The sequence below is a fragment of the Bacillus cereus group sp. MYBK95-2 genome (assembly GCF_051915225.1).
Lineage (GTDB): Bacteria > Bacillota > Bacilli > Bacillales > Bacillaceae_G > Bacillus_A > Bacillus_A cereus.
This window is the reverse complement of record NZ_JBQAEH010000004.1, coordinates 318,852-344,412: the sequence shown is the minus strand read 5'-3', so window position 1 is coordinate 344,412 and position 25,561 is coordinate 318,852. Positions and strand designations below refer to the sequence as shown.

Here is a 25,561-nt window from a genome sequence, read left to right as displayed (position 1 = left end):
AATTCCCCTTTCCAAAACACACAGGTGGTGTAGCAAAAGGCATCACACAGTGTGTGATGCCTTTACCTATTTCTACTATATGATAAGCTTGTACGAATTATGTTTGCAACTTTTTATACTTTTAAGAAGCGACGAATTGACATTACACTTCCCCACATACCGATTAAAGCACCGATTAACACTAGTAAACCAGCTAATTGGAATACGAACGGACTGTATGGTAGAAGCTCGAAAATTGTTCCGCCAAGTTTTTCATTAAACACACCTTGCAACGAATTATACGTAATTAGAATTAGGCCAATTGGAATAATTGATCCTAATACTCCTAAGAATAATCCCTCTAGCAAGAATGGCCAACGAATAAACCAGTTTGTTGCACCAACAAGTTTCATAATTTCAATTTCTGTACTACGAGCATAAATTGTAATTTTAATTGTATTAGAGATTAAGAACATCGCTGTGAATAAAAGACCAGCAATTAACGCAATCCCAATGTTACGACCAGTTTTTACAGTATCAAATAATCGTTCAACTTGCCCTTTTCCGTACTGAACATTACTAACAAACTGCATTTTTTCAACCTTCTTCGCGATTGTCGCTGTATCGGTTGGTTCTTTCGCTTTTACAACGAATACGTTTTTAAGTGGGTTATCTTGTTCAAATAACTCAAACGTTTTTCCACTATCACCTAAGCTTTTAATTAAACGTTTTAACTCTTCTTCTTTAGAAGAATATTTAATAGAATCTACTTTTGCAATCTTACTCATATCTTCTTCTAATTTCTTTTGATCCGCTTCTTTTGCAGCTGGATCAATGTGTACACGAATCTCTACATCTTGCTCTACTTTCGTCGCAAAATGGTTCATATTCATAATCGCTGTTAAAAAGACACCTACAAGTAATAATGTAACTGTTACTGCACTAACAGAAGCAAATGTCATCCATCCGTTACGTGATAGATTCTTTACACCTTCTCGCAAATGTCGACTAAGGGTCTTAGCCTTCATATCCGTATCCTCCCTCAATCTCATCTCGAACAATTTTTCCGCCTTCAATCGCGATTACACGATGACGGATTGTATTTACGATATCTGCATTATGCGTCGCCATAACAATCGTTGTGCCGCGCTCATTAATGCGAGTAAAAATATTCATAATATCAAGAGCTGTTTCAATATCTAAGTTACCTGTTGGCTCATCAGCAATTACAACCTTTGGTCTATTTACAATTGCTCTTGCAATAGCCACACGTTGTTGCTCCCCGCCCGAAAGCTCACTTGGAAGTGCGTCTGCACGATCTTCAAGGCCTACAAGACCTAGAACTTCTGTTACACGCTCACGAATTGCATCCGGTTCTTCTTCAATTACTTCTAAAGCAAACGAAACATTCTCATATACCGTTAATTTAGGTAGCAATTTGAAATCTTGGAAAATCACGCCTAATTGACGACGGAAATACGGAACATCTCTTTCTGCCAATGTTTCGATAGTAAGTCCATTTACATTAATAGATCCTGTAGATGGTTTCTCTTCACGATACATCATTTTAATAAATGTAGATTTTCCGGCTCCACTCGGTCCAACTACGTATACGAATTCACCTTGTTTAATGTTAACTGTAAGACCAGCAATGGCTTTCATACCATTCGGGTACTCCTTATAAACATTCGTCATTTTTATCATTATTTATCACCCAATACTTAATGATTTTTTTCAAAATACTTTTCTGTACATCTGAAAACAAAAGACATCCTTCATTTTCATTTAGTCATCCTTGTTGAAGATAGTTTACTTATGCTTTCTCATAAGCAATACCACTCTATGTAATATATTTCAGCAAAATTCTACAAACCCCATTGTAACATCAAACGGTTTCCAATTTGGATACATTTTTGTTACAGTTATGTTACATACCAGAAAAAAGGAAAACGAGTTGACTATATTATCAACTCGTCCATTTCACCTTTTTTATTTATGTTCAGCTAACCATTCAGACACTTTTTTCGCATCTTCACCTTGAATAAGTCCTGGTGACATTGAACCGCGGCCTTTTTTAATAATCTCTTCGATATCTGCAGCGTCGTACTTACCGCCTACTTTTCTTAAATCAGGTCCAGTTGCCCCTGATAAATCTGTTGCGTGACATCCCGCACAACTTCTTTGGAAAATTTGTTCTGCGCTGTCTGTGCTTGCAGACTGTTTCGAAGACTTACTCTCTTCTTTATTTCCGCATGCTCCTAAAGCAAAAACAACCGATGTCCCTAGCGCAATAGCCAACAATTTCTTTTTCACTTCTATCGCTCCCCATTGTTGATATTCTTTTTATTCCTAACACACTCATTTTCATTATAAGCATTATCTTTATATAGAAAAACTAAGGTGTATTTCATATTCCTCAAAAATACAGTGAGAACCTTGATAAAATAATGCTTTCATAAGTTGTTTCAATTCTGTGAACAACTAAAAAAACTTCTATAAAGCATCCTTTTTAAAAGGAAAATTAGAAAGTTCTATATAAATCTTTACCCTATTACCGCTCTATTTTACTATTCTCTACTTTTTACAAAACAATATACAGCATTGTAATCTACATATAATCCCATCAAAAAGAGAAGTTGTCGTTTCCAACTTCTCTTCCTCTTTACTTCATCTATAAAAATAAAATCAAATTCTTTATATCCTCTATCGTCCTCAGCATGCGCCAACAATTTCGTTGGCTTTTTTTCGCTTATTAGATGCGAGAACGTAAGTAAGCATCAATGAATGGATCAATCTCTCCATCCATAACAGCTTGTACGTTACCAACCTCCGTATTTGTACGATGGTCTTTTACAAGAGAATACGGGTGGAATACGTAAGAACGGATTTGGCTACCCCATCCGATTTCTTTTTGCTCTCCGCGAATTTCATCTAATTCTGCTTGTTGCTCTTCTAGTTTCTTTTGATATAATTTCGCTTTTAACATTTTCATCGCATGCTCACGGTTTTTAATTTGAGAACGCTCCGACTGACATGTTACAACCGTATTTGTCGGTGTATGTGTAATACGAACTGCTGAATCTGTCGTATTTACGTGCTGTCCACCAGCTCCACTTGCTCGGTACGTATCAATTTTTAAATCTTCTGTACGTACTTCGATTTCAACTTCATCATTGAACTCTGGTACAACTTCACAAGATACGAATGATGTATGACGACGCCCTGAAGAATCGAATGGTGAAATACGTACAAGACGATGTACACCTTTCTCTGCTTTTAAGTAACCGTAAGCGTTATGACCTTTAATTAATAAAGTTACACTCTTAATACCAGCTTCATCACCTGGTAAATAGTCAACCGTTTCTACTTTGAATCCGCGTTTTTCAGCCCAGCGTGTGTACATACGTAATAGCATAGAACCCCAGTCTTGTGACTCAGTTCCACCTGCACCTGGATGTAATTCTAAAATCGCATTATTTTTATCATAAGGATCACTTAATAGTAACTGAAGCTCATACTCATTCATTTCTTGAATTAAGCCTTTTACTTCTGATTCTAATTCCTCATGTAAATCTTCATCATACTCTTCTTTTAAAAGCTCATGCGTGATTTCTAAATTTTCGAACGTCTCATCTAACTGACGGAACTTTCCAACCATATCTTTTAACGCATTCGCTTCATTAATTACAGCTTGTGCGCCCTGTTGGTCATCCCAAAATCCTGCGCCCATCATTTTCTCTTCTAATTCTGCAATTTGTTTCTCCTTAGTAGGGAGGTCAAAGAGACCCCCTAAAAGCCGCTAATCGCTTAGCCATTTTCTCTAATTCCTGTCTAATTTCTACTAATTCCATTTCCTTCACCTCTATGTAATTGCTGTTACTTTCGTATGAAAACAAGGGAAACTCTCTCCACTTATTACGGAGAGAGTTTAATCCTTCTTAATTATACATTTTTGATATAAAAGTTTGCAAAACAGCCAAAGCTATCGTCCTATATTACTGAACGATACCACAGCAGTTTTTATATTTTTTACCACTACCACATTTACATAAATCATTGCGGCCCACTTGGTCACCTTTTACAACTGGCTTTTTCTTTGCTTCTTCGCCATCGCTAGAAGGATGAACAGCTTCACCTTGAACAACTTCTTGACGTTCTAAGTTTTGTTCAATTTCAGCTTTCATAATGTAACGAGAAATTTCCTCTTCAATAGAAGCAACCATTGACTCGAACATCGCGAACCCTTCCATTTGGTACTCACGAAGTGGATCGATTTGACCGTAAGCACGTAAATGAATACCTTCACGAAGGTGATCCATCGCATCAATATGCTCTGTCCATTTCGTATCTACAACGCGGAATACAACAACCTTCTCAAACTCACGCATTTGCTCTTCTGGCATAAGCTTTTCTTTTTCATTGTATCGCTCAATTAATTTCGCAATAATTGGCTCGCTCATTTCCTCAGGAGCAAGGCGACGTAATTCTTCTTCTTTTACATCTCCGTCTTGAAGAAGGTTTGTATTTAAGTAGTCAACAAGACCTTTAATGTTCCAATCTTCTTCAATTTCCTCTTGTGTATGAAGAGCAACAGCACGTTCTACTGTAGATTTCATCATACCTTCAATAATGCCGCGTAAGTTGTCAGACTCCATTACCTCTTGACGCTGTTTGTAAATAACTTCACGTTGCTGACGAAGTACATCATCATATTGCAGTAACTGCTTACGTGCATCATAGTTATTTCCTTCAACACGTTTTTGTGCAGATTCTACCGCACGAGAAACCATTTTACTTTCAATCGGCTGAGAATCATCCATACCAAGGCGGTCCATCATTGCTTTCATATTATCTGAACCAAATCGGCGCATTAATTCATCTTCCATCGATAAGTAGAACTGCGTAACACCAGGGTCCCCTTGACGACCAGCACGACCACGTAACTGATTATCAATACGACGACTTTCGTGACGCTCTGTACCGATAACTGCTAAACCAACGTTTTTCACATCGTCTCCAAGCTTAATATCTGTACCACGACCTGCCATGTTCGTCGCGATTGTTACAGCACCTTTAATACCAGCCTCTGCAATGATATCTGCTTCACGAGCATGGTTTTTCGCATTTAAGATGTTATGACGTACACCTTTACGCGTTAACATTTTTGAAATAAGCTCTGAAGTTTCAATTGCAACTGTACCTACAAGAACAGGTTGTCCTTTTTTATGACGATTTACAATATCCTCAACAACAGCATTGAACTTACCTTCCATTGATTTAAAGATTAAATCGGCACGATCATCACGAATAATCGGTTTGTTTGTCGGAATTACAATAACGTTCATATTGTAAATGTTACGGAATTCCTCTTCCTCTGTTTTCGCTGTACCAGTCATACCAGATAATTTTTCATACATACGGAAGTAGTTCTGGAATGTAATTGTTGCAAGCGTCATGCTTTCATTTTGAATTTCTACACCTTCTTTTGCTTCAATCGCTTGGTGTAATCCTTCGCTATAACGACGACCTTTCATAAGACGACCAGTGAATTGGTCTACAATTACGATTTCGCCTTCTTGTACAACATAATCTGTATCACGATGCATAACAACGTGTGCACGAAGCCCCTGATTAATATGGTGAAGAAGTGCTACATGTTTTAAATCGAATAAGTTTTCAATATGGAAAGCTTTCTCTGCTTTCGTAATACCATCTTCTGTTAGCATTACATTTTTCGTTTTCACATCAAATGAATAATCTTTTTCATTTTCTAACGTACGAACAAATGCATTTGCAAACATGTATAGCTCTGTTGATTTTTGAGCTTGTCCTGAAATAATAAGCGGCGTACGTGCTTCATCGACTAAAATAGAATCGACTTCATCGATAATAGCAAAGTGAAGTGGACGTTGAACGCACTGCTCTTTATATAAAACCATGTTATCACGTAAGTAATCGAATCCAAGCTCATTATTTGTGCTATACGTAATATCAGCAGCATAAGCCTCTTGTTTCTCTTCGCGTGACATACTATTTAAGTTAATTCCTACCGTTAAGCCAAGGAACTCATGAAGTTGTCCCATTTCGCTCGCATCACGTTGTGCTAAATATTCATTGACTGTAACAACATGAACACCTTTTCCTGTTAAAGCATTTAAATATACAGGTAATGTAGATGTTAACGTTTTACCTTCACCCGTTTTCATCTCAGAAATATTCCCTTCATGTAAGGCAATACCACCCATTAACTGTACGCCATATGGACGCATTCCAAGAACACGAGTTGCCGCTTCGCGAACAACTGCAAAAGCTTCAGGTAGTAAATCATCTACTGTTTCACCTTTTGTTAGACGTTCTTTAAATTCAAGCGTCTTTCCTTTTAATTGTTCATCAGTTAGTGGCTTAATAGATGACTCTAATGCATCAATTTGCTCAACTGTCTTTTGCATACGTTTAATTTGGCGTTGATTTACATCAAACACCTTTTTTAAAATACCGATCATAGGAAATACGCTCCTCTTTTTATTAAAATAAAACTTCCGATTGTTTTTCTTTTTCTCTATTACAATCAGTCGTTATAAAAATCAAATGTATGTTATGCCAATTTTTCTCCTAATTAAAAAAACTAAAATGTATATACCTAATGATAATTGTAACACTTGTCTTATAACTATGACAACAATCGGCAAGATGTCGGGCCTCATATTCAGAAAAAGTTTTTATTTCATTTGTTACGTTCCTTTTCTCTGTCTCGCTATTTCAATTTCACGTTACAAATTTCGTATTAAATCTAAGTCATATTCTTTCAAGTTTCCTTTTAAAGAATATGACTACCAAAAATTCCTTAATAAAATCTAAATCAACAATTACAAAAAGCCGGAAACTTCGCAGGTGTAGCATCCATAGATACTTACACCTACAAAAAAACTCCGACTTTAAAAGATATTGTTATGTTGCAAGATCTACAAACAACATTAAAATATAGCTGTATCAATCATAAATTTTATTAATTTATCGGTATTTCTAATTCATGATATTTCCCTTCCTTATCTTTTATACACGAAATGAATTTCACTTTAGTTGATTCATTTGAAAAGTTTTTATAATTTTTATAAGGGTCATCTCCTATAAAATAATTTGTCCCTATATACCCTCGTACTGTTTTACCAGCAGGTATTACAGGATCAAACTGATATTTTTTAGGTAATTCCATTGAATAAGGGATTAAATTATAAAACTCACCTATTTTAGAATAAAACATTGTATCGGAAATAGACTTATTACTAAGCAAGTTAATATCTCGATTTGTTGTATTTGTAATATCTAAAGGTAAAACATACGTCACTACTTCACGGTCTTCATAGGGGTCATAAACTTTTGTAGGATCAAGAGGATTAAGTGCATGAAACGTAACTCCTTGCCCATCTTCAAAAGTTCTATTAGATAAAAACTCATCTTTTACCACTTTATAAGATTCATTATTAAGATTTAATGTTTTAAATCTTAATAAACTAGCAGATATACATAGCAACAGACACAATCCAATACTTATTAAGATATGTTTTCTCGTCACTCTTAATCTACCAACTTTCCATTATTAACATGTACAATACGATCTACCATTTCATTATCTAGAACATGCAAATCATGACTGGCTACAACAATAGTCGTTCCCTTGGCTTTTTCTACTTTCAAAATATCTAAAACATCTTTTATCCCATCACTATCTAAAGCATTAGTTGGCTCGTCTAATAACAGTAATTTGGGTTGTTCCATTAAAGCTTGCGCTATCCCTAAACGTTGTTTCATACCTAAAGAGTATCTTTTATACTTTCTCTTATCTGTTTTATCAAGCCCAACCCTTTGAATAATATTATAAATCTCCTCATCGGAGATTTTATTGTTAATCGATGATAAAAATTTCAAGTTCTGAAAACCAGTATACCCTGGAATAAAACTTGGATATTCAATCACTATTCCCATAGAATCAGGAAATTGCTTTTGTTTTCCAATTATTTCATTATCTATATAAACAACTCCAGAATTCAAACGCATTAACCCTGAGATAGCGCGTAAAATCATCGTTTTACCAGAGCCATTATGCCCCTTCAAAACTAAAAATTCGCCTTTTTTTACTGACAAATTAATATTATCTAACACAACATTTCCTTTTAATCTTTTCATCATACATTCACATTTAATATAATTGTCCATAAATTATTCACCTATCACATCTAGTTTTTTAAAACAAAAACTACCTAATAAAATCATTACAACAACAATTACTACCCCTATTAGGATTAAATCATTCCATTGAATAGATTGATTATTACCTAAAGTCAATTGAATTGAACTGTGATCAACAAAATACCAACGATTTGGCATAACAAAAGAGCCTAAAAAATAAATACTATGAAAGAAAATAGACAAAAATAGGTACAACAACATTAGTACAAAAACAATAGTTATCGGTATATAAAAAGTTAAAAACTCAAAAATCAAAGCTAATAAAAAACTTATAATTATTTGAATTAGCATAGTACCTAATATTTTATAAGAAAATTGACTATATAAAGAACTCTCGCCAAAAGTAAGCAAATAGTACACCGTAAACCAAATAAAATACATAACAACCCAAATACAAACTATGTAAAAAAACAAAGATAGCATTTTCGTTAACCACAGAAAATGCTTCTTCTTAACACGAGGAAATAAATAAACACCATTCTGTTGAATATCTGAAAAAGCAAAATTGCCTACAAGCAACAAAGGAGTGATTTGAAAGAATATCCAATAAAAAGGGATAGAAAATCGCCCCTCCTTATAAAAATAAGATAAATCCACAAAGTCTACTCCATGAAAAAATCGATAAAAGGTAACATCTACTAATACAGATTCTTTACCATTACTAAGAGGCTGATTGTATAAAAAAGCAATTGCAATAATAGCATAAATTAAGAATAAAAAAGCCATTATCTTGATGGAATCTCGAAACCTTACATGTAAATCTCTTTTTAACAAATAATATAAGATCATAATGTAAACTAGATCACCTCTGTCTCATCATTCATAGAAATATAACTTTTTTTAGATAAAATCCATACACTTATAAAAAAGATAAAAAGACAGACAAATAAGCGTATACATATACCAGTAGCATCTTCAAAGACATTTATATAAAAAGCATTTGTAAATAAAAATCCATGTAATATAAATCTATCTAATAAAACAGCAGTAATCATACATATTATTACAAGTAAACTAGGTAAAAATAATTGCAATAAAGCACTTATCATACATATAAAAACACTCGCAAATAATTGAATGCAAAATAATAATGGATAATTTACATCAACACTAGTTACAGCCATCATATTTGACATCAAAAACAACTGTAAAATCATACTCCCAGCAAAAAAGTAAACAAAAACAAATAGCTTCAAATAATATATGGAAACTAATTTCAATGCATTATTCACTCTGTAAACAACATAAATACTAAAAAAATTCGACATAGAATATACAGAAAAAACGATAGTTAAAGGAATAAATATAGTCGATAAATTATAAAACGACATAACCTTATACAAAACTTCCAATTCGTTCATTTTCTCTTTTATAATTCCGGTTTCAAAATAATTGAACAAACAACCAATGATACTGACATTAAGTAAAAAGAGAATACTTAACCAAACATATTTCATCCTTATAGTTTCTTTCATAACATTATAAAAGAACATGCTTCCTACTCCCCCGTAAATAAAGAACTACAGAACAAAACCAAATACATAACAGTACACTAAGAAAAATTTGTAATTCAAAAAAGCCAAAATCTTTAATTAAATAATCTTTAGAATTGAGAATCCCTTTTCCAATACCAAGCCAAAAAATATGTAAAATAAATGGAACTAAATAAACAAAATAAACTCGTTTTATAAAAAACGAAACTGATAAAGCTAAACTCGAAAAAACTGCACCGTATAAACTATTTAAAAATACATACATTAGAAAATATAAAGTAGGATACTCATAATAAACCGTATTAAATTGAGCTGTTGGTGAAACAGTAGCCGCCATATAATTTAATATCGGATGCGGAGCAACTGTCGGATAAGTCATCGCATATAAATAAAAATGAAATAGTAAAGGGACACTTATAATAAAAAAAGATACTATAAAATTAATACAATAAAGTAATCTAAAATAATGACGCGTTCCCATCTTAGAAATGACAGGATAAATAAATCCGTAATTTTTATCAATTCTATAAATCCCAGCTACAGCCATTGCAGAAATCATAGGAAATATAAGTAGATAAAATTCACTATAAAATGGTAATCTATTAAAATGTAAAATGTTAGATAAATATGGAGATACCTTTATAATCCCAGCATCATTAAATCCTTTAGTTGTCACAAACATAGCAATATATTGAGCAATGACAATTACTAACATAATAAATACAGACAACCAAAACATCCTACCTTTTAAAACCCTTCCTAAAAAGTAACTCATCTACAACTCCTCCATAAACCATTAATGAAATTTAAATCTTTTTTAATATGAACAGTTGATCCGCAACACCATAACATTTATTTTCTTTATTTAACCAAATGTAACGAAAAGAAACATTTGCTCTCTCTCCTTCAAATTTAGGAAACTCAACTTCATACTGATAAACATCATTTGTACCTTTTCTTTTTACACTCTTAACTTCTTGTTTCCACTGAATTATTTTTCCATCAATTTGTTCAATCCGTCCCAAAAGATACGTTGGTTTTTTCTTATTCGTCACACCCGTTAAAAAAACATAATAATTTTCTGGTATAACTCCTGACTTTAATTTTTCATTTGAAAGCTTATCCTCTATTAAGCTATCATTTCTTTCTATTTGACCTTGAAAGAAATCATCACCATTTTCACTTTTCAAAAACACTTGTTCAACAATAGTATTTTTCTTAATTTCTTGTAACTGAATACTTTTCAAATTATCTTTTTCCGTTAAAGTATCTTCAATATTTACAATCGGTTCATCTACTTTCTTTTGACAAGAAACTAAGAAACTAATACTCAATATAAAAAAACAAACTAAAATATATTTTGAAAGAAACCTCATTACAGCTCCTCCTATTTTAAAAATGAAATAGCAGGAAAAGCCGTATAATCAAGACTCGGAACTATACGACTTTTTCTAGTACTACACAATAAATAATTTCAATTTATAATGTCTAAATCAATATTCAGTGTAAGGTCCACTTGGTCTTACACTATCAGGACTCCAAGCAGTAGGATAAGCATTATTTTCTCTAGAATAACCACCAAATCTCACAGGTACATTTTTTCCATAGTTTTCATATGCGTAATTTTGGAAAAGATACGTTTTACCTGGTTTCACCGTTCCTTCATGCTTACCCGACTCACCTGAAACATTTACCCAATCTCTATTACCTTTACCTTTATTTTTATCAGCTTCTGTCCAAACGTTAAAAGAACCACCGCCCTTCTCACTACTCTTTACACGCATATACATAGAAGTAGGTGTCTCTTTAGGACGTGCATTAGTAAAATCATATGCATTCCAAAGTCTAAAGGTAAATTCTACATGATCATCCTTTGTATCAGCCTTAGCAGGTTCGGTTAAAGCAAAAGTACTAGCTAAAATACCTAACGATAAAACAGATCCAAACATAAAACGACTTTTTTTCTTAATGCTCACTAAAAGCACCTCCGATAATTTGTAGCATTATATTGATTTTATTTTTCCACTGAATGAATAAAATCAATATAATGCAATATTACGATAACAACACCTCAACACAACTTCAATGGATTTCAGAATATTTAATATTACTTTTACACTTGCGAACATTTCGTTAAATTTTTAAAAACAATACTATATCCCTAGCAAAGAATTACTTGTAAAGGTAGCTACATTCCTATGCTTGTTCCAAATAATAAAGAGTAACTCACCTCTCTAAGTTTCGAATTTTCTCCTGCTGTTTTGAGGAAACACCGCCTAAAAATCACTTCTTAATGAAATCGACTACTTATAAAACTTTTTAACCTTGCTACGAAAAATACAAAAAAAGCGCAGCCATTTCGGCTACGCTTTCGAATTATTATTTAGTTTCGATTAAACCGTATTTCCCATCTTTACGGCCATATACAACATTAGTTTCGTTTGTATCAGCATTTGTGAAGACGAAGAAATTATGTCCTAGCATATCCATTTGTAGGATTGCCTCTTCAACGTCCATCGGTTTTAAATCGAATCGTTTTGTACGTACAAGTTCTAATTCATCTTCTTCTACCTCATCCAAAACAGCTACTGCTTCCGGAAGGATAAAGTTCGTTTTTATAGAACCTTTCTCACGTAACTTACGATTTACTTTTGTTTTATGTTTACGAATTTGTCGCTCAATTTTATCAACTACTAAATCGATAGCAGCGTACATATCGCTATTAGTTTCTTCTGCACGAAGTAATAAATCAGTAAATGGGATTGTTACCTCGACACGTTGCTTGTCAGAGTATACTTTTAAATTAACTTTAATCTCTGGGAATGTATCAAAATAACGCTCTAACTTACTTAGTTTTTTCTCTACATATTCCTTTAATGCTGGAGTTACTTCAATATTTTCACCACGAATGTTGAATTTCATAGATGAATTCCTCCTTTCAAGCCTATGTACTATAATTTCGACATTGGCTTAAAAACTCCTTCTAACTTTTTTAAAAAAATTAGTGGAATTGCGATTTTTTTATCGTTTTTTGTTGAAATGAAAAGATGCATCGTTCCTATCTTTATTTTATCCTATTAACATCGTGAATAACGAATATTTCTGTGGACAATTCGTTACAGAAAAGAAACAACTTTTTGACAACTTACCCTATAACAAAAACCCCTTGCGAAAAACAAGAGGTTCTACTACATATATATAACGTTGCCACAAACGCAGCTTTCTCTTCCCAAAACAATATACCCTACAGTTTCACAACATTAGCTGCTTGTGGTCCACGTGCTCCATCTACAATGTCAAACTCTACTTGTTGCCCTTCTTCCAATGACTTATACCCATCTTGTTGAATAGCAGAAAAATGGACAAATACATCGTCACCATCTTCACGCTCAATAAACCCAAATCCCTTTTCTGCATTGAACCATTTCACTCTTCCTTGCATGTTCATTCCATTCCCTTCACTCTAAAAATCAGGGCATTCGCCCCATATTTTGACTATAACGAATGACAACATATGAAGTCAAAGAAGACTTATCGCCTTTTTATTATCCCTTTCGACACTGTCATATTAACTTCTACAAAGTGTCAAACTAGATACTTCCCTTGCCCCTCTTTCATATAACAAACTTCCGATTTGCCTAACTGTAATCCCTGTCGTATACACGTCATCAACGAGTAAAATATGTTGCCCAGAAAACATCTCTTCTCCCTGAAAATAAAAAGGATTGCTTCCTGACACCCTTTCTTTACGTGTCTTCTTACTTTGCTTTTCTGTTTCCCTTCTTCTTAATGATGGATAAGAAATTTTGACAGGCAAACAAGTTGCTAATAACTCAGCTTGATTAAAACCACGTTCAATTTCCCTTTCCTTACTAAGCGGAACAGCGATAACAGTTGAAACATTGGCAAAACACTTTTGAAATAAACTTCGAAAAGGACGATAAAAAATGTGCACTAACTCTGCATCCCCCCGAAACTTAAACTGCGCTACTATTTCTTTCATCTCATCATCATACATATATAACGAACGGTTTTTAAAAGAACGATACTTCTCCTCTTTCATCCACCTTATACAATCTATACAAATACCGTCTTCTTGAAATGAGGCAGGAACAAATTCTAAAGGTCGCCCGCACTCCATGCAAATTTCTCCTATAATATAGGAAAGTTTCTGCTCACATCTATCACATATATATTTTCTATGACACTTTACAAAAAAAGTGTACCAACTAACCTTTTCTACAAAACACTCATCACAAAGTAAACAATGCATTAATCGATCAATCCTTGTTCTTTCGCATTTTTATTCATACCTTGAATATGTTTTTTCGCGCGCACCATCGCCTCTGTCTTGCCATAGTGAAAATAAATGACCTCTCCATATGGTGCTTCAAAGCTCCGCCCTGCTCGGCCCGCAATTTGTACGAGCGCACTTTCTGAAAATATTTCTTCTTCCGCCCCTAAAACTGCAACTTGCAAATTTTTCACCGTTACGCCTCGCTCTAAAATTGTCGTTGTAACTAATAATGGGATTTCTCCCTTTCTGAACGCTGCGACTTTCTCTTTTCTCATCGGATCTTCTGCATGTACCCCTTCAACTTTATTATGCAATGATTTCAATAACGAGCTTATTTCTTCTATATATCGTACATGGGGAACGAATAAAAAAACAGGATACTTTTTGTTTAAGTACATCTTTAACCATTGTAGTAAAACTCGAGGAATTCTTTCACGGTTGAGGCTTTTCTTCCAATTTCCGCACCAGCAAAATAGAGGAACTGGCAACGGATGACGGTGATATCGTCCAGAAACAATAACACCTTTTTGTTCACCTTTTCTAAATTTTCGCTTCCACGTTTCATCTGGAGTCGCAGTTAAATAAATACGCGCCGCTTTTTCTTTCATCGCTTGTTTTACCGCGTACTGTAACATTTGATCTGCACAATATGGAAAAGCATCTATCTCATCTACAACTATGACATGAAACGCCCTATAATAACGTAATAATTGATGCGTGGTCGCAACGACTAGTACTGCATCTTTTTCTTTATCTACACTCCCTCCATATAAAGCCGCTACCTTTATATATGGAAATACTTCTTGTAATCTCGGTGCTAATTCCAAAACAACCTCCGTTCTTGGCGTTGCGATACAAACTCTTTCTCCTTTTTGAAGCGCTTCGTTAATACCGTAAAACAACATCTCTGTTTTCCCAGCCCCGCATACAGCCCAAATAAAAAATGATTCTTTTTGCTTAATAGCCTCTATAACTCCTTGCACCGCCAAATTCTGGCCAGTAGACAACGTCCCGTTCCACTGTAACAAATTTGAATTCTTTTCTCTCTTTCTTTCAGCAATCCCGCGAACAAGTACAGCACATTCACTTACTCTCCCCATCGTTATACACTTCCGGCAATATGTGCACACTTTACTGCACCTTTTACATAAAAACGACGCAAATAGCCGCCAATCTACATTTCCGCAGCGTTGGCACATATATTTAGAATTCTTCTTTTTTACACCTTGTACACATATGACCTCTCCCTTCTTTTTCAAATCATTTAATTCCCTCTGTAAATCTGAAGAAATTTCTTCTAATAGCAACTGTTTCCCCGCTAGCATCAACAATCACCTCCAGCACTACTATAAACCTTTCTCATCATCTCGTAAAAACTCAAAAAAGCCGATAACCTACTTATAAAATAGTAAGCTATCGACTTTATACACTTGTTTTATTCTTTTATAAATCCTAGAATCGACCGTATCCTAAGAAATGTTTTTTGTTATACGAACTGTTAATATCACCGTACGCAATTCCTTTATCACTAGCATGGATCATTTGGCCATTACCAACGTAAATACCGATGTGAGATGGACCTGCTTTATAAGTACCTTGGAAGAATACTAAGTCTCCCGGTTGCGGGCTACTTACTTTTGAAACAGAATTCCAGTAACCATTAACGTCTTGACGACCTACACCAAAAATGTAAGAAATGAATCCACTACAGTCAAAACCACCGTTTGATGGAGATGCACTTCCCCAAACATATGGCATACCTAAGTATTGCTTTGCCTTACCAATTACGCCCGGAGTCGGATTTGAATCTGGTGTTGGAGCTGGCTTTTTCTCTTCTTGTTTAGGTGCTTCTTTCTTAGGCTCTTCTTTTTTTGGTTCCTCTTTTTTAGGTTCTTCTTTTTGAGCTTGTCCACCATTGTTTGCTGGTGCAGCTTGCTCTGCAGGTGCTTGTGCTGGTTGAGCTTGCGCAGCTTTAGCAGCTTGCTCTGCTTGTTTTTGAGCAGCAGCTTCTTGTGCAGCTTTTGCTTGTGCTTCTTCTTCTGCAATGCGTTGTAATTGCAGTGCTTGTTTCTCAAGCTCTTTCAATTGACCTTCCGTACTTGTCATTGAAGTTACAACTGTATCCATTTTACCGCTTAAATCGTTTACCGCTGTTGCTTTTTTCTCTTTTTCAGCGTCAAGTTCTTTCTTAGCAGTTTCAATTTGAGCTTGTGCTTCTTTTAATTCTTTTTGTTTCTCTTTTACCGTTGCAACATCTTTTTTCACACTAGCTTGGTCTTCTTGTTGTGTTTTCATGATATCTTCATCAGACTCAAGAATTTTAGAAACTGAAGTTAAACGATCAACTAAATCAGCAACGTTTTTAGAGTTTACAAGAACTTCTGTTACAACGTTCGTATTTGGTTGTTCTTGAAGTGCAACTAAACGCTTTCTTAATAGTTCTTCACGTTTTGCAATCTTTGTTTGTAATTCTGCAATATCTTTATTTTTCTTTTCAATTAATTGCTCAGTATCAGCAACTTTTTTCGTTGTTTCATCAAGCTTTGCAGCATTCTCTTGAACAGATTTATCTAAACCTTGAATTGTTTTGTTTAAGTCATTCATTTGTTTTTGTAATTCATCACGTTCTTGTTGTTGTTTATGTAAAGTGTCATTTTGTGTGTTAATTTGTGATTTCACGTCAGAAATTTTATCTTCTGCAAATACATTTGGTGTTAGCCCAGAAAACATTAATCCTGCAACTAATGCACAAGATGCCATTTTTAGCTTTTTCATTTTATTTTTTACACCGCTTTCTTTTTTCTTTTTCCGTATATAACCTATAAAATTTATACCATAATTCGGGATTTTTTTTGCTAATGTTACGTTTTTGTAAAACAAATGTAATATTATATGTAGCTCTAGCGCAAAATGCGTATATTTTTGTATGTATGTGTAGAAATTTATATACTTTTCTCACTTCTATAAACAAAGAAAAAACGTAAGGAATCCCTTACGTTTTATTAAATATACGAATACAAATGAAATACTACTTCATCCATTTCTCAGCCCAATTTTGGACCTCATCCATAACACTTTCTAACGCTTTTCCCTTGTCAGTTAAGCCATACTCGATTCGAACTGGTACTTCTGGATAGACATTACGAACTACAATGCCCTCGCTTTCCAATTCCTTTAAACGCTCTGACAACATACGATCGCTCATATTTGGGATAATATCTGCGATTTCTCTAAAACGTTTCGACTCTTCAAGCAAAGATTTAATAATTAAGCCAGTCCACTTCTTACTAAGCAGAGTAAAAGCTGACTCAAACTTTGGACATAAACAAGAATTATGCTCCATATGTTTCACCTCTCTTCTATTATAATATAGTTTCTTGTAAAAAGTAAGTTATAAAACTTTCCTCATTATTTTATTTTACGTACATTTTACCATTTCCAAATATTAACTTGTCAACTAAACGTAACATACCCGTAAAAAAACCCTCTTAAAAAGAGAGCTTTTTATATCTTTATTACTTCGTATACCATCCAAGACCTAATGCACCTTCACCTAAGTGCGTACCAATTACAGCTCCAAAATAACCTGTACGAATTGTGACGTGAGGATATTTTGCTTCTAATTCTTTCTTCCATTCATTCGCTTCTTCTTCACGTTGTGCATGAATGATAACTGCTTCCATAGGTACACCTTTACTTGCTTGCTCATCAAAAATTTCAATGATACGTTTTAATGCTTTTTTACGTGTACGAATCTTTTCAAACGGAATAATGATTTTATCTCTAAAATATAAAACTGGCTTCACTTGTAACAGACTGCCGATGAAAGCTTGCGCGCTATTCAATCGACCACCACGTTGTAAATGATGTAAATCATCAACTACAAAATAGGCGTCCATCGTTTTCTTCATTTCATCAAAACGAGCGATAATCTCTTTCGGGTTCTTTCCTTCACTTGCTAACTTTGCACCTTCACGCACATAAAATCCTTGTACTTCACAACTAATTTCAGAGTCATACGTGTATACATCAATACCCTCTACCATCTGTCCAGCTGTCGTTGATGTTTGATATGTACCACTAATTCCACTTGATAGGTGAATACTAATAACTGCATCATAATCTTTAGCTAGTTCTTCATATAGCTCAACAAACTTTCCGATTGCTGGTTGAGAAGTTTTTGGAAGTTCCTCTTGTTCACGTACTTTCACATAAAAATCATCTGCTGAAATTTCAGCTTCTTCTTGATAAGATTCTGTTCCAAACACAACGTTTAATGGAATCATATATATATTGAGTTCATCACGAATTTGCTTCGGTATATATGCCGTACTATCAGTAACAATAGCTATTTTCATTTTCGTACCTGCCTTATAAAAAGTTTTATTTCCTAATTTTACACGAAAACTACAAATGGTGCATCCATACATGAAAATGCCGGTTGAAATTATACCTACCATCTCGACAAATTACAACAAAAAGATAAAATACTCACCAAAAACTTCAGCATATTTAGAAAAAATGTTTGAATATAAAAAGGCTCGCTTTTAAAATGGAAAGTACTAGTCATTTTGATAGATAGGGGCGTACACAAGTGCTATTACAATATTTAACAATCAAAGACTACGGCGAACACGAAATCGTCATTCAAAAATCAAGATTTATTTGTTATATTAGTCGAGCAACGACTGAGGAAGAGGCTCAAGAATTTATACAAAAAATAAAAAAACAACATTGGAATGCAACACACAATTGTTCCGCTTATTTAATTGGCGAACAAGATCATATTCAAAAAGCAAATGATGACGGCGAGCCTAGCGGTACAGCTGGCGTACCAATGCTGGAAGTACTTAAAAAACGTGGACTAAAAGATACCGTTGTTGTTGTAACACGCTATTTTGGTGGCATTAAACTTGGTGCAGGTGGATTAATTCGTGCATATGGAAAGTGTACAAGCGAAGGCATTAATCATGTCGGTGTTGTCCAGCGAAAACTAATGCGTGTGATGCAAACCGAGATTGATTACACATTACTTGGCAAAGTGGAAAATGAATTACGCAATTCAAAATATGCCATTAAAGATATTCATTATCTAGAAAATGTCACATTTGATACGTATGTAGAAGAAGACGGCAAACAAGCATTTACAGATTGGATGATTGAATTAACAAACGGGAAATGTACAATTACAGAAGGAGATATGTTGTACTTAGAACAAGATGTTATCTAAGCATAACCCATTTATCACCTTCAAAGATTAATGTAGTGAATTACTTCCCTACAAATGAACTAACGAACTAAGGAGATTATATATGGAAGAACGTTATTATCATCTCCAAAATAGCAGAATAAAAAAGAAGCGAAGAAGGAAACTTTTCTTCTTCCTTATTTTCGCATTTTTATTTGGCAGCATAGGAGTTTATGTGTTAAATTCTTACTCTTCTCTTATGGGGATGTATAGTGGTTTTACTCGTGAAAAATCAGATTTAAGAAACAAAGATGTAGAAATTACAAAAGAACCTTTTACAATTCTCATTATGGGTATAGAAGATTATGCGACAGATGGTCAAAATGGTCGTACAGACTCATTAATGTTTGCAACAGTCAATCCAAAAACGCAAAAGATTTCACTTATGAGTATTCCTCGTGATTCTCGAGTTAAAATTGTTGGCAAAAATAAGGAAGACAAAATTAACGCTGCCCATGCTTACGGCGGAGAAGAAATGGCAATCAAAACTGTCGAAGGCTTTCTAAAAGTTCCTGTAGACCATTATCTGAAAATTGATTTCCAAGGCTTTAAAGGTATCGTTGATGCTGTTGGCGGCGTTACCGTTGACGTACCCTTCGATTTCTGGGAGCGCTCTGACGTGGATTACTACAAAAAAATTCAATTTAAGCAAGGACAGCAAAACTTAAACGGTGAAGAAGCACTTGCTTACGTCCGTATGCGAAAGCAAGATCCAAATGGCGATTATGGTCGAGCTGCTAGACAAAGACAATTACTGGCCGCTGTTGCTCATAAACTAAACTCCACCTCTACTGTATTTAAAATTAAAGATTTAACAGCTGTCGTTGGAAAATATATAAAAACCGACATTCCTATTTCAGACGGACTTGCTCTTTACAATAAACTTTCTGGATTTGATCCTTCTACAATGCAAACGTTAAAGCTTGAAGGCGAAGACAAAAAGATAGGCGGTATTTATTACTTCCTTCCAGATCCAATCAGTGTAGAAACGGTGCGTAACGAAATTGAAAAAGAATTAGGAGAAAAAGCAAAAAACCCAACTACAAAAAACAACTCAAATCCTGATTCAAATTCAAGTTCTAATTCTAACGAACAAACAAAAAAAGCAACAAACCAAAATAAAACACCAACTGATCCGCCACCTTCTACAAATGCTCATGCAGAGTGGATTATGCGCAATCAGCCGTAACAAAAAGGCCCAATCTATTCGATTGGGCCTTTTTTATTTACTTATTAAAGTGCTGTAAAATTGCTTCTACAATACGCTCTGATGCACGACCATCACCGTAAGGGTTAGATGCTTTCGCCATCTTATCATGAGCTTCTTTATCTGATAACAGCTCATCAGCAAGACCAAAGATTGTCTCTTCGTCTGTTCCTGCTAATTTCAGCGTACCTGCTTCAATACCTTCAGGGCGCTCTGTTGTATCACGAAGAACAAGAACTGGTACACCAAGGGATGGAGCTTCTTCTTGTACACCACCAGAATCCGTTAACATTAAGTATGAACGAGCTGCAACATTGTGGAAATCAATTACATCTAGCGGCTCAATTAAATGAATACGGTTATGTTCACCTAAAATTTCATTTGCTATTTCACGAACAACAGGGTTCATATGAACAGGGTACACAACTTGTACATCTTCATGTTTGTCAACAAGACGCTTAATTGCACGGAACATATTACGCATCGGTTCACCTAAGTTTTCACGGCGGTGAGCTGTCATAAGTACAAGACGATCATTTCCAAGTTTCTCTAGTACAGGATGACTATATGTTTCTTTTACAGTCGTTTGTAGCGCGTCAATCGCTGTATTTCCTGTGATGAAAATACGTGACTCATCTTTATTTTCCTTCTGTAAGTTCGTTGCTGATTTTGCTGTTGGTGAGAAATGAAGATCCGCCATTACACCTGTTAATTGACGATTCATCTCTTCTGGGTATGGAGAATACTTATCCCACGTACGAAGGCCCGCCTCAACATGACCTACTGGAATTTGATTATAAAAAGCAGCTAAGCTTGCAATAAATGTTGTTGTTGTATCACCATGTACAAGTACAATATCCGGCTTCGCTTCTTTCATTACTTTATCCAAACCTTCTAAACCACGCGTTGTAACATCAATTAAAGTTTGGCGGTCTTTCATAATATTTAAATCGAAATCTGGCGTAATTCCAAAGATACTTAATACTTGATCTAACATTTGGCGATGCTGTGCTGTTACAGTCACAATCGATTCAATTTTTTCTGGGTGTTTTTGCAACTCTAATACAAGAGGTGCCATTTTAATTGCTTCTGGACGTGTCCCGAAAATTGTCATTACTTTTAAACGTTCAGTCATGTGATTGCCTCTTTTCTTTCACTAATTACAGCTCCTATTATGACATATAAAAATATGCATGAGTACATCCCTTTTTAACGCATAACAGAAACTTTTCTATTACAAATACTTTTTCTTCCCACCGAGTAATAATCTATCTTTTGTTTCTTAACATCTTCATCAGTATAACAATTTCTCCCATCAAATAAAATAGGCTCCCTCATAAGTTGTACGTACTTTTCTAACGGATAAGTTTGAATATCTTCCCATTCTGTTACGATAAAAACCGCACTCGCATCTCTAATCGATTCATCTATACATCTACTATATTGTATAGCATCTCCAAATATATTTTTTACATATTGAATTGCTTTTGGGTCGTAAAGAACAATTTCTGCACCTATATTAAGTAATGCTTCTATTATAATAAGAGATGATGCCTCTCTAATATCATCCGTATTCGGTTTAAAGGATGCGCCAAGAACTGCAATCCGCTTTTTACTCATGTTCATAACTTTTTTCGCTTTTTCAATCAATAGCAGCTGTTGCTTATTATTTACTTCAATAACCGCTTTTAACAAACGAAAATCATGAGCAACATTTCCCGCAATTTGCACCAGCGCTTTCGTATCTTTCGGAAAACACGATCCTCCGTAGCCAATGCCCGCATTTAAAAAAGATGCACCAATTCTCTTATCCATTCCCATCCCTTTTGCAACATCCAATACATTCGCGCCTACCTTCTCACATATATTTGAAATTTCATTAATGAAACTAATCTTTGTAGCTAAAAAGGCATTCGACGCGTATTTAATCATCTCTGCACTTTTAATATCTGTAACATACATTTCTAAACATAATTCACTATACAAACTCTCTACTCTTCTTGCTACTTCCTCACTATCCGCTCCAATTACAATACGATCTCCATGAAAGAAATCATAAATACCTGAACCTTCACGCAAAAACTCTGGATTCGATACGATATATACTGTATGCCTCCCTTTTAATTTCTTCTCAATCCATCCCTTCATTACATCATTTGTACCTACTGGAACTGTACTTTTCGTAACAACAATAATATCATTCGTCGCATATAATCCAATATCGTTACAAGCACTCTGAATATACGTTAAGTCTGCCGTCCCATCTAATAAAGGTGGTGTTCCAACTGCAATAAATATAAACTCTACATCATCAAATGCCTCTTCTTTATTTGATGTAAAAGTTAAAGCATTATTCTCATATGCATAATTTATTAATTCATGTAATCTAACCTCATAAATAGGTAAATCCCCTTGTTTTATCCGTTCAATTTTTTCATTATCTATATCAAAACATATAACTGAATGCCCCAATTTTGCCAATCCTACTCCTGTAATCAACCCAACATATCCAGTACCTACTATCGTAATTTTCATTTCTTTTTCGCACAGGAATTTACAATAGAAAAGATATGAAAATTAGAATTCTCCCTGCGCTTCCCCCTCTCACGTTAAAAATGAGAAAACCCTTTTCCTTTTTCATTATATGAATTACTTCTCTTATTTTTTTTAAAGTTTTTGTAAAATTAAATGCACTATAAAGTAAAACTTAATCAGTAAGAATGAGGCTGCCAGTTTACGCGTAATAAATTCCCACATTTTAACACGAAACTTACTCATTTCTACGTGCAACACTTATAATACTGAAATAAAAGTATTCACTATCGAAGAAAAAGAGAAAATGTCACATTCCGAAGTCCAGTACGATTAACCTTCTTATATGATTCAACATTCTATATACAATTGTCATATATTCTATTCGCTTCCATTAACCGTAAAAAGAAAAAAAGATTGAATTCTAATCTTTTTGTGATACCATATGTTATGAGCCTGTAAATAAACATCATAATTTTCAGATAAATATATTTTCAAAAAAAAAAAATTACGTTAGACTATAAAGGGTGGGGTATTAATGGACTCACAAGTGATTTATGCCATTTTGGCATCTTTCATCACTGTACTCGTCGTTACTCCTTTAGTTATTAAATTAGCTTTTAAAATAGGAGCGACAGATAAGCCAAACGCACGTAAAGTGCACCAAAAGATTATGCCACGTCTTGGCGGGTTAGCAATATTTATTGGTGTAGCTGTAGGATTTGTTGTCGGCGGCTTATATGAGCAAAGAATGTTATCGATAACGCTAGGTGCGATTATCATTGTAATCATCGGAATTTTAGATGATATGTACGAGTTATCTGCGAGAGTAAAATTCGGTGGACAACTGTTAGTTGCCATTATGATTGTAAAAAGTGGATTATTAGTGCAAGTATTATATATCCCATTCCTTGGGGATACTGAACTTGGATGGCTTGCTTATCCAATTACAGTATTTTGGCTTGTAGGTATTACAAATGCAATCAACTTAATTGACGGCTTAGATGGATTATCTGCTGGGATTTCATCTATCGTACTTGCAACGCTAGCATATATGGCCTTCACTAGCCCATGGGGTACTGGAACAGCTATTATCTTGCCACTCGCATTAATTATATTAGCAAGTACAATTGGATTTTTATTCTACAACTTCCATCCAGCAAAAATTTTCATGGGAGATACAGGAGCACTATTTTTAGGATACTGTATTTCTGTTATATCGTTACTTGGATTATACAAAAGTGTAACGTTATTCAGTTTTATCGTTCCAATTATCATTTTAGGTGTACCTATATTTGATACGATCTTTGCAATCATCCGTCGTATCGTAAATAAAAAACCTATTTCAGCACCAGATAAATCGCATTTACATCACCGCTTACTTGCAATGGGATTCTCTCATCGCAAAACGGTACTAATTATATACGCATTCGGTATTTTCTTTAGTGTAAATGCCATTATTTTCACTAGTGCAACGTTATGGCTATCCATTATTCTTCTTTTCGCTTTGATTTTCTTCACAGAAATCATCGCTGAAATAATCGGGCTTGTACATGAACGCTACAAACCAATCATTTCCTTTTATAAAAAAGTGAAAAAACGCGAAGACTAATTGTAGTATAGCCTTTTCAATTATGAAATATTCAAATAGCATCCTCTTTCTTATAAGAGGATGCTATTTTTTATTCTCATTTTATATTTCCAAAATATAGATTGTTTGAGAGTTCCTCTATTGGAGAAAGATATACATAATAAGAAAAGTATCAAGTTTTCTTTTTTACATCTTGATTGTCAAACTGAGGGTGAATGTTATGATCAAGCGAGTATTTCAATGTATTATTTTATTTTTAACGATTACTATGTACGTATCATCTAATACTGAAGCAACAACTGTTATTCCTGCTGAATATCATCCAAATACTGAAACAACTTCTCCTACACAAAAAATTGCGTACTTAACATTTGATGACGGGCCAAACAAATATACTACACAAATTTTAAACATCTTAAAAGAAAAGAACGGAAAAGCAACTTTCTTTGTTATTGGTGGAAAAGTACCACATTATAAAAAGACAATGCAACGATTAATTAAAGACGGACATTATATCGGACTTCACAGTATGTCACACGATGTAAAACGCCTTTACACTGGTGACCCTTCCACTTTAATTGCAGAAATGGAGCAAACACAAAGCATTGTCCAGCAAGTTACGAAATTAAATACACATCTCGTTCGCGTTCCATATGGTAGTATGCCTTACTTAAAAAAGAATTACCGTGACGCACTTGTATCGGCCCAGTATAAAATGTGGGATTGGACGATCGATACATACGACTGGAAAAGCTATGACAATCCTTCTGCCATACTCGAAAGAGTACGTAATCAAAGTGATGAACAAGTCGAAGTCATTTTAATGCATGATTCGAGTGTAACCGTACAAATACTGCCAAAAGTAATTGATTATTTACAGTCACAAGGATACAAACTTCTTCCCTATAATCCTTCTTCTCATCTCAAGGTAAATTTTTGGAAAGACACAAGATTGTAACAGCTTTAG

25 protein-coding genes and 1 pseudogene are annotated in these 25,561 nt (G+C 34.4%); 5 read left to right on the top strand and 21 right to left on the bottom strand.

Going from position 1 to position 25,561, the window contains the following annotated elements:
• Positions 1–113: 113 nt before the first annotated feature.
• The 5 genes from ftsX to secA all read right to left on the bottom strand — a co-directional run bounded on the left by ftsX (position 114) and on the right by secA (position 6,482).
• Positions 114–1,007, bottom strand: coding sequence for a permease-like cell division protein FtsX (ftsX, locus tag ACTFN4_RS16265; RefSeq protein ID WP_000645027.1), 894 nt, complete (start codon positions 1,005–1,007; stop codon positions 114–116).
• A complete protein-coding gene (ftsE, locus tag ACTFN4_RS16260) occupies positions 997–1,683 on the bottom strand; it encodes a cell division ATP-binding protein FtsE (protein WP_000594321.1) in 687 nt (228 codons plus the stop codon). Before ftsE ends, ftsX begins: the two co-directional genes overlap by 11 nt.
• Before the next feature lie 285 nt (positions 1,684–1,968).
• Positions 1,969–2,292, bottom strand: a complete 324-nt coding sequence (cccB, locus tag ACTFN4_RS16255) for a cytochrome c551 (RefSeq protein ID WP_000727971.1) — start codon at positions 2,290–2,292, stop codon at positions 1,969–1,971.
• Positions 2,293–2,731: 439 nt separating this feature from the next.
• Positions 2,732–3,830 (bottom strand): peptide chain release factor 2 gene (gene prfB, locus ACTFN4_RS16250; protein WP_096001716.1). Its coding sequence is split into 2 segments (ribosomal slippage): positions 2,732–3,757 and positions 3,759–3,830, totalling 1,098 coding nucleotides; the frame shifts between segments, so codons are not numbered across the junction.
• 144 nt (positions 3,831–3,974) lie between these two features.
• Positions 3,975–6,482 carry a preprotein translocase subunit SecA gene (gene secA / locus ACTFN4_RS16245; RefSeq protein ID WP_000579385.1) on the bottom strand — a complete coding sequence of 836 codons (2,508 nt, stop codon included), beginning with the start codon at positions 6,480–6,482 and terminating at the stop codon, positions 3,975–3,977.
• 357 nt (positions 6,483–6,839) lie between these two features.
• On the opposite strand from secA, the pseudogene ACTFN4_RS16240 reads away from it, so the two are divergent.
• Positions 6,840–6,989: pseudogene (locus ACTFN4_RS16240) on the top strand (tyrosine-type recombinase/integrase); the annotation flags it as partial.
• Here ACTFN4_RS16240 and ACTFN4_RS16235 read toward each other — a convergent pair.
• The 14 genes from ACTFN4_RS16235 to ACTFN4_RS16170 all read right to left on the bottom strand — a co-directional run bounded on the left by ACTFN4_RS16235 (position 6,986) and on the right by ACTFN4_RS16170 (position 18,374).
• Entirely contained in the window at positions 6,986–7,513 is a 528-nt protein-coding gene (locus tag ACTFN4_RS16235; protein ID WP_048655563.1) for a hypothetical protein, read from the bottom strand. The pseudogene ACTFN4_RS16240 and the gene ACTFN4_RS16235 sit on opposite strands and share 4 nt — an antisense overlap.
• Before the next feature lie 41 nt (positions 7,514–7,554).
• Positions 7,555–8,193 (bottom strand): ATP-binding cassette domain-containing protein, encoded by a 639-nt coding sequence (locus ACTFN4_RS16230; protein ID WP_439962539.1) that lies wholly within the window; start codon positions 8,191–8,193, stop codon positions 7,555–7,557.
• Between the two features lie 3 nt (positions 8,194–8,196).
• The gene (locus tag ACTFN4_RS16225; RefSeq protein ID WP_002184054.1) at positions 8,197–8,952 is read right to left on the bottom strand and encodes a hypothetical protein; all 756 of its coding nucleotides are present in this window, start codon (positions 8,950–8,952) and stop codon (positions 8,197–8,199) included.
• 71 nt (positions 8,953–9,023) lie between these two features.
• Complete coding sequence (locus ACTFN4_RS16220; RefSeq protein ID WP_000466505.1) at positions 9,024–9,719, bottom strand: hypothetical protein; 696 nt, start codon at positions 9,717–9,719, stop codon at positions 9,024–9,026.
• Complete coding sequence (locus ACTFN4_RS16215; protein ID WP_439962538.1) at positions 9,706–10,494, bottom strand: hypothetical protein; 789 nt, start codon at positions 10,492–10,494, stop codon at positions 9,706–9,708. Before ACTFN4_RS16215 ends, ACTFN4_RS16220 begins: the two co-directional genes overlap by 14 nt.
• Before the next feature lie 31 nt (positions 10,495–10,525).
• Positions 10,526–11,095, bottom strand: a complete 570-nt coding sequence (locus ACTFN4_RS16210; protein ID WP_439962537.1) for a hypothetical protein — start codon at positions 11,093–11,095, stop codon at positions 10,526–10,528.
• Between the two features lie 117 nt (positions 11,096–11,212).
• Positions 11,213–11,695, bottom strand: coding sequence for a hypothetical protein (locus ACTFN4_RS16205; RefSeq protein WP_000023374.1), 483 nt, complete (start codon positions 11,693–11,695; stop codon positions 11,213–11,215).
• A 403-nt stretch (positions 11,696–12,098) separates the two neighbouring features.
• The gene (hpf, locus tag ACTFN4_RS16200; protein WP_000671185.1) at positions 12,099–12,641 is read right to left on the bottom strand and encodes a ribosome hibernation-promoting factor, HPF/YfiA family; all 543 of its coding nucleotides are present in this window, start codon (positions 12,639–12,641) and stop codon (positions 12,099–12,101) included.
• Positions 12,642–12,963: 322 nt separating this feature from the next.
• Positions 12,964–13,161, bottom strand: a complete 198-nt coding sequence (gene cspC / locus ACTFN4_RS16195) for a cold shock protein CspC (RefSeq protein ID WP_001990088.1) — start codon at positions 13,159–13,161, stop codon at positions 12,964–12,966.
• A gap of 126 nt (positions 13,162–13,287) precedes the next feature.
• Positions 13,288–13,992: a ComF family protein gene (locus tag ACTFN4_RS16190; protein ID WP_013142274.1), complete on the bottom strand. Its 705-nt coding sequence runs from the start codon at positions 13,990–13,992 to the stop codon at positions 13,288–13,290.
• Positions 13,992–15,341, bottom strand: coding sequence for an ATP-dependent helicase ComFA (gene comFA / locus ACTFN4_RS16185; RefSeq protein ID WP_439962536.1), 1,350 nt, complete (start codon positions 15,339–15,341; stop codon positions 13,992–13,994). Before comFA ends, ACTFN4_RS16190 begins: the two co-directional genes overlap by 1 nt.
• 127 nt (positions 15,342–15,468) lie before the next feature.
• Positions 15,469–16,896: a C40 family peptidase gene (locus ACTFN4_RS16180; RefSeq protein ID WP_139019801.1), complete on the bottom strand. Its 1,428-nt coding sequence runs from the start codon at positions 16,894–16,896 to the stop codon at positions 15,469–15,471.
• Positions 16,897–17,044: 148 nt separating this feature from the next.
• On the bottom strand, positions 17,045–17,359 hold the full coding sequence (locus ACTFN4_RS16175; RefSeq protein ID WP_000400857.1) for a winged helix-turn-helix transcriptional regulator: 315 nt from the start codon (positions 17,357–17,359) through the stop codon (positions 17,045–17,047).
• A gap of 172 nt (positions 17,360–17,531) precedes the next feature.
• The gene (locus ACTFN4_RS16170; RefSeq protein WP_000684725.1) at positions 17,532–18,374 is read right to left on the bottom strand and encodes a DegV family protein; all 843 of its coding nucleotides are present in this window, start codon (positions 18,372–18,374) and stop codon (positions 17,532–17,534) included.
• A gap of 236 nt (positions 18,375–18,610) precedes the next feature.
• Here ACTFN4_RS16170 and ACTFN4_RS16165 point away from each other — a divergent pair, with 236 nt between their 5' ends.
• The gene (locus ACTFN4_RS16165) at positions 18,611–19,246 is read left to right on the top strand and encodes a YigZ family protein (RefSeq protein WP_000926669.1); all 636 of its coding nucleotides are present in this window, start codon (positions 18,611–18,613) and stop codon (positions 19,244–19,246) included.
• An 82-nt stretch (positions 19,247–19,328) separates the two neighbouring features.
• Entirely contained in the window at positions 19,329–20,453 is a 1,125-nt protein-coding gene (locus tag ACTFN4_RS16160; RefSeq protein ID WP_000392796.1) for an LCP family protein, read from the top strand.
• Between the two features lie 37 nt (positions 20,454–20,490).
• Here ACTFN4_RS16160 and wecB read toward each other — a convergent pair whose 3' ends face one another.
• Both wecB and ACTFN4_RS16150 read right to left on the bottom strand, forming a co-directional pair.
• Positions 20,491–21,606, bottom strand: coding sequence for a non-hydrolyzing UDP-N-acetylglucosamine 2-epimerase (wecB, locus tag ACTFN4_RS16155; protein ID WP_000140145.1), 1,116 nt, complete (start codon positions 21,604–21,606; stop codon positions 20,491–20,493).
• Positions 21,607–21,680: 74 nt separating this feature from the next.
• On the bottom strand, positions 21,681–23,006 hold the full coding sequence (locus ACTFN4_RS16150) for a UDP-glucose dehydrogenase family protein (protein WP_439962535.1): 1,326 nt from the start codon (positions 23,004–23,006) through the stop codon (positions 21,681–21,683).
• Positions 23,007–23,541: 535 nt separating this feature from the next.
• Between ACTFN4_RS16150 and ACTFN4_RS16145 the strand changes: the two genes are divergently transcribed.
• Positions 23,542–24,615, top strand: coding sequence for a glycosyltransferase family 4 protein (locus ACTFN4_RS16145; RefSeq protein ID WP_000378319.1), 1,074 nt, complete (start codon positions 23,542–23,544; stop codon positions 24,613–24,615).
• 199 nt (positions 24,616–24,814) lie between these two features.
• Positions 24,815–25,552 (top strand): polysaccharide deacetylase family protein, encoded by a 738-nt coding sequence (locus ACTFN4_RS16140; RefSeq protein ID WP_000597149.1) that lies wholly within the window; start codon positions 24,815–24,817, stop codon positions 25,550–25,552.
• Positions 25,553–25,561 lie beyond the last annotated feature (9 nt).

Coding starts and splice junctions, on each gene's coding strand:
- ACTFN4_RS16175 (WP_000400857.1), bottom strand. CDS start 17,359: ATGGAGCATAATTCTTGTTTATGTCCAAAGTTTGAGTCAGCTTTTACT.
- ACTFN4_RS16210 (WP_439962537.1), bottom strand. CDS start 11,095: ATGAGGTTTCTTTCAAAATATATTTTAGTTTGTTTTTTTATATTGAGT.
- ACTFN4_RS16145 (WP_000378319.1), top strand. CDS start 23,542: ATGGACTCACAAGTGATTTATGCCATTTTGGCATCTTTCATCACTGTA.
- ACTFN4_RS16160 (WP_000392796.1), top strand. CDS start 19,329: ATGGAAGAACGTTATTATCATCTCCAAAATAGCAGAATAAAAAAGAAG.
- hpf (WP_000671185.1), bottom strand. CDS start 12,641: ATGAAATTCAACATTCGTGGTGAAAATATTGAAGTAACTCCAGCATTA.
- ACTFN4_RS16220 (WP_000466505.1), bottom strand. CDS start 9,719: ATGTTCTTTTATAATGTTATGAAAGAAACTATAAGGATGAAATATGTT.
- ACTFN4_RS16225 (WP_002184054.1), bottom strand. CDS start 8,952: ATGGCTTTTTTATTCTTAATTTATGCTATTATTGCAATTGCTTTTTTA.
- ftsE (WP_000594321.1), bottom strand. CDS start 1,683: ATGATAAAAATGACGAATGTTTATAAGGAGTACCCGAATGGTATGAAA.
- secA (WP_000579385.1), bottom strand. CDS start 6,482: ATGATCGGTATTTTAAAAAAGGTGTTTGATGTAAATCAACGCCAAATT.
- ACTFN4_RS16190 (WP_013142274.1), bottom strand. CDS start 13,992: ATGCATTGTTTACTTTGTGATGAGTGTTTTGTAGAAAAGGTTAGTTGG.
- ACTFN4_RS16230 (WP_439962539.1), bottom strand. CDS start 8,193: ATGGACAATTATATTAAATGTGAATGTATGATGAAAAGATTAAAAGGA.
- wecB (WP_000140145.1), bottom strand. CDS start 21,606: ATGACTGAACGTTTAAAAGTAATGACAATTTTCGGGACACGTCCAGAA.
- ACTFN4_RS16215 (WP_439962538.1), bottom strand. CDS start 10,494: ATGAGTTACTTTTTAGGAAGGGTTTTAAAAGGTAGGATGTTTTGGTTG.
- ACTFN4_RS16150 (WP_439962535.1), bottom strand. CDS start 23,006: ATGAAAATTACGATAGTAGGTACTGGATATGTTGGGTTGATTACAGGA.
- comFA (WP_439962536.1), bottom strand. CDS start 15,341: ATGCTAGCGGGGAAACAGTTGCTATTAGAAGAAATTTCTTCAGATTTA.
- cspC (WP_001990088.1), bottom strand. CDS start 13,161: ATGCAAGGAAGAGTGAAATGGTTCAATGCAGAAAAGGGATTTGGGTTT.
- ACTFN4_RS16170 (WP_000684725.1), bottom strand. CDS start 18,374: ATGAAAATAGCTATTGTTACTGATAGTACGGCATATATACCGAAGCAA.
- ftsX (WP_000645027.1), bottom strand. CDS start 1,007: ATGAAGGCTAAGACCCTTAGTCGACATTTGCGAGAAGGTGTAAAGAAT.
- ACTFN4_RS16140 (WP_000597149.1), top strand. CDS start 24,815: ATGATCAAGCGAGTATTTCAATGTATTATTTTATTTTTAACGATTACT.